The sequence below is a fragment of the Nocardia farcinica genome (assembly GCF_029867845.1).
In the GTDB taxonomy this organism is placed as follows: domain Bacteria; phylum Actinomycetota; class Actinomycetes; order Mycobacteriales; family Mycobacteriaceae; genus Nocardia; species Nocardia farcinica_A.
Window position 1 is genome coordinate 1 of the sequence record NZ_JARWRU010000399.1, and the last position, 8,294, is coordinate 8,294.

Consider the following 8,294-nt stretch of genomic DNA (forward strand, 5'->3'; position numbering starts at 1 on the left):
GGTGCCCGGCGCCGGGGGCTACCCCCTTCGCCGCGGGCGCGGGGGGGGCGCCCGCCGGCGGCGCGGGCGCGGCGTATCACCTCCACCTGCCCGGCCACGGCGGGGGTGGGCAACGATCCGCTGCGACCACCGTCGTTGCCGACCGCGACCGACTCGATGACGGCGTAGACCCGGTCGCCTTCGGCCATCGCGTCGGCCAATGGACGCAGCACCACGGCGCAGAAGCCGTCGCTGCGCACGAAGCCGTCCGCAGCGGTCGTCGCGAACTTGCACCTGCTGTCGGCGGCGAGCATGCCGGAGCGGTAGAAGGACAACGTCTCCAGCGGATCCAGAATCAGATTCGACGCCGCAGCCAGGGCTATCGAGCAGTGACCGAGCGCGAGGTTGTCGATCGCGACCGCGACGGCGGACAGGCCGGAGGAGCACGCGGTGTCGATGGTGATCGAGGGGCCCGTCACACCGAAGACATGCGAGATCCTGCCCGACAGGCCGCTGCCCGTGTTGCCGACATTGGCCATGGCATCCGACCCGGCGTCGCCGCGCACGCTGTGCCAGTAGTCGCGGGTGATGTAGCCGCTGACCACACCGGTGCGGTGACGCTGCAGATAGTCGAGGGTGAAGCCCGCGTCGGCGACCGCCTCGAAGGCGGTTTCGAGCACTATCCGCTGCTGCGGATCCATCAGCTGCGCCTCACGGGCGGAGATGCCGAAGGCGGTGCTGTCGAACGACTCCCAGTCCCCGACGAATCCGCCGGTGCGGCAGATCTTCTCGAAGCGGGGGTCGTCGATGTCGTGTGTGCTCAGATGCCTTTCCCGGTTCGGTGGCGCGGTCGCGATGACGTCCGCGCGCCGATGTGTCATCTCCCAGACTCCCGCCGGGCCGTGTGCGCCCGGCAGGCGCGCGCCGATCCCGACGACGGCGATCCGCTGATCCCGTCGTTGCATCGCATCTCTCATTTCCGTCGGGTCGCCGACGCGCTCGCCTCGTCGAGCAGGGCTCCACCGGGGCAGCAGCTGACGGCGTGTCGTATCAGTTCCGGGTCGCAGGCCCGGGCGGCGGACTCGTCGATCACCACCAACCCGTGCTCGTCCTGGTCGAACACCGCGGGGGCGATCAACACGCACATGCCCGCCCCGCAGCAGCGGCTCCGGTCCGCGCGTATCACGGTCGGCCCACGCGCCGGACGACCAGCCGGGTCAGGCCGTGCACGATGGTGTCGGTCTTCATCTCGAAGCCGACCAGTGCCAGTTCGTCGTAGCGCTCCAGGAACGACTCCAGGGCGACGACGAGTTCGACACGGGCCAGTTGCTGCGCCACGCACTGGTGGACGCCGAAACCGAAGGCGAGATGACCGCGGTCGCCGCGCCGCAGGTCGAGCACATGCGGATCCGGGAACCGCGCCGGATCGAAGTTGGCCGCGGGCAACGAGACGGTGACCGTCTCCCCGGCCGCGATCACCTGGCCGCCGAGTTCGACGTCCTTCAGCGCGGCGCGGGAGATGCCGTACTGGATGATGGAGAAGAACCGGAGGAACTCCTCGACAGCGTCGGCGACGGCGGCGTCGTCACCGCTGATGGCGTGCGCCGCAGCCGGATCACGCAGCAGATGCAGGCAGCTCAGCGCGATCATGTTGGTGGTGGTCTCGTGGCCCGCGGTGTAGAGCTGGAAGGCCACACTGGTCATCTCGGCGTCGTCGAGCGTGCCGTCGAGAATCATGTTGGTGATGAATCCGGGTGCGTGGTCGGCCCGGCGCCTGCGAACCACCTCGCCGAGTTCGTCGAAGATCCGGCCGAACATCGCGCGCACCTGGTCTGCTGTGGATTCCAGCGACAGCATCTGCTCCAGGCATCGGGCGAGGGTGTGGCTGACCGATTCCTCGACGCCGAGCAGTTCGGTGATCACCAGCGCGGGCAGCGGCGAGGCCAGCCCGGAGACGAGGTCGAACTGATCGCCCTCGCAGGCGTCGAACAGGGCGGCGGCCCGGCCGGCGATGCCGGATCGCAGTTTGCGCATCTCGCCCAGTCGCAGGGCCGCGGCGACGATGCGCCGGTAGTGCGTGTGATCCGGCGGGTCCATGCCGACGAACATGCCCGGCCGTTCCTCCGGTGGCTGACCGTCACCGATGGCCTCGTGGATGGCCGAGTGCCGCAGATCCGGGCGGGAACTGAATTCCGGCATGGTCAGCACTCGGCGGCACAGGTCGAAGTCGGTGACGATCCAGCCGAGGTGCCCGCCGGCGTAGCGCAGACGGTGGACCGGGCCCTTCGCGGCGAGTTCGGCCAGGCCGGTGGGCAGATCGAAGACTCCGGTCCGGCCGCGGGGGATGGTGGGAATGTGTTCGTTCATGACTTGTCCCCGATCTCGGTGAGAGTGCGTGCCAGCGTGTCGATCAGCGCCCGTGCGCGATCGTCGGGAAATTCGGCGGGGTGCGCGATGAGGTGGATGGTGACCGCGCCGTCCGCCGGGTGCTCGTTGACCGCGATCATCGGCAGGGCTGGGATGGCGCATCCCGGCAGCACCAGGACGCGTTCGGCGTCGGCGAGGCGCGCGAAGCGCCGTGCCGCGCCCCTGGCGTTGGAAACGACGAGGTCGGCGGGCGGGTTGTGCTCGGGCAGATAGCGGAGGCCGTCGCGAAACGGCTCAGCGGGCACCGCGGATTCGAGTTGATCGAGCAGGTCGTCGTCACACCTCTTGGCGGCGGCCACGACCTCGGCGGTCGTCGCGGCGCCACCGGCCCCCCGGAGCAGCGCGCCGTGACGGCAAATGCCGCCCACGCGTGGGGGGACCGCGCTGTCGCCGAGGAAGACCCGGCAGTCCACCGGGACGCCGACCGACAGCGCGTCGTCGGTGAGGAACGACGCGGCCGCGGTGACGATCACGCCGGTCAGTGAGACGCCCGCCGCGGCGCATCCGGCGTCGACGGACGCCATCCGCGCCGCAGAGAGGTGGAGGCCGACCGGTCGCGCCGGGGGGAGGTCCGGTGCGGTTGCCTCGGCATAGAAGGCGCCGACACGATGTCGGTCGTGTTCGGCCGTCGCCGCCTGGAACGCCTCCTCGGCGGTGACCGGCCACCGGCGGGCATCGTCGGTGGCGATCGATTCGGCGCGCGGCTGGATGCCGAGCAGGCCCACCAGATGGTCGGTGACCGAGAGGATGCCGGTGACATCGCACAGGGCGTGATGCAGCCTGCCGCGTATGCGCACCGCACCGGTCCGGCTCCGTTGAACCGCGAAGGCCGACAGATCGGCCTCGACGGTGACGGTGTCGCCGTCGATGTCCACCCGTGCTCGTTCCCGCGAGGTCTCCAGCACGAACCCCACCGGCGTGCGCCGCACCTTCGCCCCCAGCGCGGGGAACTGCTCGTAGAGCAGCGCGAGGGCGTCGGCCGCGGGCACGGTCGCCGGCGCGGGCAGTTCGACGTCGACGTCGGTCTGCCAGTCCAGGTATGCGTGGAACACCTCGCTCGGCGCCAGCGGCCGCGTCATCGCTCGGCCTCCGTTCGCACGGTTGCCCGCCGGGTGGCGGCCGCCACGGCGCCGGGGATGATCGTGGCCAACGGTCTGCCACCGGGATGTTCGGCCACAGCCGAATCGATGTGCACGGCGGTGAGCATCTCCGCGACGACGACCCACATCATCTGCCAGGCGTACTGTTCCCCGACACAATGCCGGGGCCCGAGCCCGAAGGGGGTGTAGGCGCCTCGGGTGACGGGGCAACCGTCCGCGGCGAAGGTGTCCGGGGTGAACACCTCGCCCGCGCGGAAGTGCCTGCGGTCGCGATGCATCGCCCACGGGCTGTACATGACTTCGGTGCCCGCCGGAATCGGAATCCCGCGCAACTCGGTGTCCTCGGCGGCGCGCCGGGAGATCACCAGAATCGGCTGGCGGCAGCGCAACAGCTCCGACAGCACTCGCGAGAGCAGCGGAACCTCCGACAGGTCGGGCCCGTATTCGACGCCACGACCACGGGCCGCGGTCACCTCCTCACGGAGGGCGTCCTGCAGGGCTGGGTCGGCGGCCAGTTCGACCACCAGCCAGGACATCGCCGTGGCCGCCGTCTCCGCGCCCGCCATGGTGACGGCGACGATCTGGTCGGCCATCTCCTCGGCGGTCAGTGGCCTGCCCTCGTCGTCGCGGACCGTCCGCATCACCGAGATCAGGTCGAGCCTGCCGGAGTCCGCCGAATGGGGGCGGTCCATGGCGGAGGTGATGGCGGCGCGCAGGCGCTCCATGGCCCGGTCGTGGGCACGATTGCGCGCGGTCGGTATCGCGAGGTACCAGTTGGGCACGACGGTGCGGAACATGATGGCCTCGAGGACGAGACCGAGCCACTCGTGGATGTCCTGGAACTCCGAGGAGCCGATCTCGGCGCCGAACATCGTGGCCGCGAGGATGCGGAAGGTCATCCGGTGCAGCGCGCCGTCGATGTCGAGCTCGGGCGTCCAGCGTTGCAGTTCCTCGGTGACCACGCCGACCATCAGCTCCCGCAGGCCGAGCACGTGATCGCGCTTGAAGAACTGGTCGAGATAGTCGCGCTGTCGCCGGTGCTCCGCGCCGTTGGCCAGCACGACGCCGTTGCCCGCGAGTGGTCGCACCCGGTCGTAGAACACACCCTTCTCGAAGTGCCCGCGCCGATCGACGAGCAGATCGTTGACCAGCAGCGGATCGGTCACCAGCACGAGGTCCTTGCCGAAGGCGGTGTACACGTGCAGATCCGCGGTGTGGTTGTGCTCGGCCACCCAACCGAGCGGATCGCGGGCAAGCCCGATGATCTCGCGGATCAGCCCGAGACCGGAGTGGACTCGGGTGTCGAATCCGGCCGCCCGCTCACGCCAGTCCCGCGGCGACGAGGTCGCGGTAGGACCGGTCGGTGAACTCTGTGCTCCCGTGCTGGAGCCGAACAACCTGGGGATACCGGCCATCCCACCGATGCCTTTCTCCGTTGTAGCGTGTCGTGCGGTAGGACCAGTCGACGTTGCCGCACATCATGTTCCAGAGCAGTGCGCCGTAGACGCTGACCGCGTGGTCGGCTCCGAGCGTGTCGAAGGTCTCGTGCAAGGTGTGGCGGAAGGCGTTCTCACAACGTGTCACCTCGAGACCGACCCGGTCGAAGGCTTCCTGGACACCGATGGCCTCACCGAGCATCAGCGTCGCCACCGCGTTGACGGTGTCGTCGGCATCCGCCTCGGCGCGGAACGAGAACAGGTCGTTGGCCAAGGCGATGTGGTCAAGGGCGTACCCGACCATGCGCGCGCGCAGTTCCTCGGCGAGCGGTTCGTCGGGGAAGGGAGGCGCGAGAGCTTCTCCGAGCGCGAAATACATGCCCATGCCGACGCTGTTGCGCCGCATCCGCAGATAGGCGTCGAAGTCGTAGACCTCGGGGGAATTGCGGTAGCGGACTTCCTCCACACAACCGAGGAAGAACCGCTCCACCTCGTGGTGGAAGGACTTCCACACCGTATCGCTCACGTAGGCGCGCAGAGTGGCCAGACACTCGTGCAGCGGCTTGAACCAGATCGTCAGTTCCTCGTCGGCCGGACTGCCTGCGCCGCGACCGTCGAAGGGGACGCCATCGAGGTGGACGCCGTCGAACAGGACGTCGATGGCCGCCTTCATCCGTGCGGCGTAGGCGGGATCGCGGCCGAGCCGGTCCTTGTCGACCAGCGCGTTGTCCAGAATGGACAGGTACTCGGTGTAGCGCGAGGCCGCGACGAGGAAGTCGTACGGTGCTGTCGGCAGTACCAGGATCGTCCACAGCGACGCCCGCTCGGCGAGCAGGGCCGCCAGCTCCGGCCGCGGGAGCAGATCCGACAGACCGCGCAGGCACCACTCGTGGCTTTCGGCCACCAATCGCTCGGCGTCGTCGCGCTCCAGTGCGGGCAGGCAGTGGGCGAACGGGGGCAGCAGGACGTGACTGCCCGCCCATTCGGCGGTGAGATTCTCGGCCATGGCTCACGCGCTTTCGTCCAGGGAGATGGGAAAGGTGTCGTGCGGATCGATCTCGCGCTCGACAGCACGCACGGTGCGATCGTCCAGTCCCGCCGCGACCAGTGCCGCACGTGCCCGATCGAGCAGCGCCAGCAGCTCACCGGTGATGTGCTCCCGGTGCACCTCGACCACGTTGCGGTAGCGGGCCAGCTCACGCTCGGTCCCGTCGGGGCGGCCGTAGACCTCGGCGAGGATTCGGCGCTCCGCCGGGGTAGCCGCGGTCTCGAGGATCTGGCGCAGCAGGGTGGCCTTGCCGGTGCGCAGATCGTCCAGCGCGTTCTTGCCGGTGATCGCGGGGTCGAGGACCACCTCGTTCAGATCGTCGAGCAGTTGGAACGCCTCGCCGTATGCCGCGCCCGCCTCGAGCAGTGGCGGGATCCGGTCCTCGTCGGCTTCGGCGCATCGCGCGGCGAGGATCAGCGGCGCGATCACGGTGTACCAGGCGGTCTTGTTCACCGACATCGCGCGGACGGACGCCCGGTCGACGCTCGTGCGCCGGTGCTCGAGCAGCGAGTCCTGGAACTCACCGATGACGGTGCGCAGCTGGGCTTCCTGGAAGAAGCCCGAGATGCGCCGTCGCAGCGGCCCGTCGATGCGGTCGATGGACCGGGCGCACAGGACCAGCAGCACGTCCCCGCCGAGTAGTCCCGCCGCCACCCCGAGCGGCAGCGAGACGACGGAACTCGGCTCCGCAGGTGGTGCCGCGCCGGCTGTCGGTGTGACCGTCGTGGTCTCCGCCACCTCGTCCCAGCCGATGTGGAACGCCGGGTGGTTACGCCGCACCGGACTGTCGTCGATGATGTCGTCGTGGATCAGGGCGGAGGCGTGGAACAGTTCGAGGGCGGCGCACGCGTGCCCGAGGGCGGTCAGACCGCGGTGGTCGTCGGCCCGCATGCCCGCGAGGATGTGACCGGCGACCCGGGTTCGGCGCATACTGCCGAACCGCATCACATAGTCGTCGAGCCGGCGGGAGAAGGTGAGCACCTCGCCCGCCTGGCCGTGCGCGGCGCGTGAGAGCGTGTCGAACTCGGCCATCAGCTCCGCCACATTGGCCCGGACCCGCTCGGCCAGCGCGTTCGCGCTCGCCTGGCTGCTCATCGGGCCACCACACTGGTCAGGCGAACCGGCAGGTCGCCGGGGACGAGTGCGCCCATGGCGGCGGGCGGGACGGTCTGTCCCGGCTGCAACGAGAGCTGATAGCGCTGCAGGATGTTGATCAGCGCGATGGAGATCTCGATCCAGGCGAAGTGTTCGCCGATGCAGTTGCGCACCCCGGCGCCGAAGGGCAGGAAGGCGGTGCGTGGATACTTGCGCCTGCCGTCGAGCCAGCGGTCGGGCTGGAAGGAGTCCGGGTCGTCGTAGACCTTCTCGTCCCGCTGGATCGCGTAGACGGAGTAGAAGACCTGGGTCCCCGCCGGGAGGGTGAAGCCGCCGAGTTCGGTGGTCTGCAAGGTGCGTCTGCCCAGGGCCCACACCGGCGGATACAGCCTCAAGGCCTCCTTGACCACCGCCTGCAGCAGAGGTAGTCGTCCGATGGCCCGGACGTTGTTGTCGGTGCCGAGATCGGCGCCGGCCACCTCGGCGCGGACCCGCTCCTGGATCTCCGGGTGCTCGGCCAACAGGTAACACGACCAGGCCATGCCGCTCGGGGTGGTCTCCGAACCGGCTGTCAGGAAGGTCAGGAACTCGTTGAGGATCTGCGCCCGGTCGTTGTCGCGCCGGGTGATCTCGTCCTCGGTGCCGGTGAGCACGTCCATCAGGTCGTCGCGTGCCCCCGCCGCGCGTTCGGCCGCGAGCCGCTGGTCGACCAGCCGGTCTCCGAGTGCGCGCAATTCGGCGATCGCCGAGTAGAAGGCACGGTTCTCGGGCGTGGGGATCGTGTCGAACAATCTCGGCGGAAGGGCGCCGCGTTTCTCGATACCGGCGATCACGATCGGCATCTTGGCGCGGACGAGTTCGACGTCCTGGTCCGACATGACGGTCGAGAACAGGGTGTCGATGACGACTCTGGTGGCCAGCCGGTAGAACTCCGGGTAGAGCTCCACCACCTCCTTGTCCCGCCACGACTCGACCATCGCCGTGCTGTAGCCGTGCATGGCGTCCACATAGTCGTCGATGGAGGGCTTGTTGAACATCGGCTGCATGAGCCTGCGCTGACGGAGGTGGAAATCGCCCTCCGCCAACAGGACTCCATTGCCGAGCATGGCCCTGGCGCGCTCGTACTGGATGCCCTTGTCGTACTTCTTGGCGTCGGTGACCAGGATCTGGTAGAGCAACTCGTGATCGGAGATCAGGCAGGCATCCGTC

8 protein-coding genes are annotated in these 8,294 nt (G+C 69.1%); all 8 read right to left on the reverse strand.

Going from position 1 to position 8,294, the window contains the following annotated elements:
• The coding region (locus tag QH283_RS08460; RefSeq protein ID WP_280502464.1) for a polyketide synthase at positions 1–944 on the reverse strand (944 nt) is incomplete at its 3' end.
• A gap of 8 nt (positions 945–952) precedes the next feature.
• Positions 953–1,165 (reverse strand): ferredoxin, encoded by a 213-nt coding sequence (locus QH283_RS08465; RefSeq protein ID WP_280502465.1) that lies wholly within the window; start codon positions 1,163–1,165, stop codon positions 953–955.
• On the reverse strand, positions 1,162–2,346 hold the full coding sequence (locus tag QH283_RS08470) for a cytochrome P450 (RefSeq protein ID WP_280502466.1): 1,185 nt from the start codon (positions 2,344–2,346) through the stop codon (positions 1,162–1,164). Before QH283_RS08470 ends, QH283_RS08465 begins: the two co-directional genes overlap by 4 nt.
• Entirely contained in the window at positions 2,343–3,485 is a 1,143-nt protein-coding gene (locus QH283_RS08475) for a hypothetical protein (RefSeq protein WP_280502467.1), read from the reverse strand. Before QH283_RS08475 ends, QH283_RS08470 begins: the two co-directional genes overlap by 4 nt.
• Entirely contained in the window at positions 3,482–4,921 is a 1,440-nt protein-coding gene (locus tag QH283_RS08480; RefSeq protein WP_280502468.1) for a cytochrome P450, read from the reverse strand. The genes QH283_RS08475 and QH283_RS08480 overlap by 4 nt, the downstream gene beginning before the upstream one ends.
• On the reverse strand, positions 4,827–5,948 hold the full coding sequence (locus QH283_RS08485) for a terpene synthase family protein (RefSeq protein ID WP_280502469.1): 1,122 nt from the start codon (positions 5,946–5,948) through the stop codon (positions 4,827–4,829). The genes QH283_RS08480 and QH283_RS08485 overlap by 95 nt, the downstream gene beginning before the upstream one ends.
• Positions 5,949–5,951: 3 nt before the next feature.
• Positions 5,952–7,085 carry a polyprenyl synthetase family protein gene (locus QH283_RS08490; RefSeq protein ID WP_280502470.1) on the reverse strand — a complete coding sequence of 378 codons (1,134 nt, stop codon included), beginning with the start codon at positions 7,083–7,085 and terminating at the stop codon, positions 5,952–5,954.
• A partial coding sequence (locus QH283_RS08495) for a cytochrome P450 (protein WP_280502471.1) occupies positions 7,082–8,294 on the reverse strand: 1,213 nt, incomplete at its 5' end. The genes QH283_RS08495 and QH283_RS08490, both read right to left, overlap by 4 nt.

Coding starts and splice junctions, on each gene's coding strand:
- QH283_RS08490 (WP_280502470.1), bottom strand. CDS start 7,085: ATGAGCAGCCAGGCGAGCGCGAACGCGCTGGCCGAGCGGGTCCGGGCC.
- QH283_RS08475 (WP_280502467.1), bottom strand. CDS start 3,485: ATGACGCGGCCGCTGGCGCCGAGCGAGGTGTTCCACGCATACCTGGAC.
- QH283_RS08470 (WP_280502466.1), bottom strand. CDS start 2,346: ATGAACGAACACATTCCCACCATCCCCCGCGGCCGGACCGGAGTCTTC.
- QH283_RS08485 (WP_280502469.1), bottom strand. CDS start 5,948: ATGGCCGAGAATCTCACCGCCGAATGGGCGGGCAGTCACGTCCTGCTG.
- QH283_RS08480 (WP_280502468.1), bottom strand. CDS start 4,921: ATGGCCGGTATCCCCAGGTTGTTCGGCTCCAGCACGGGAGCACAGAGT.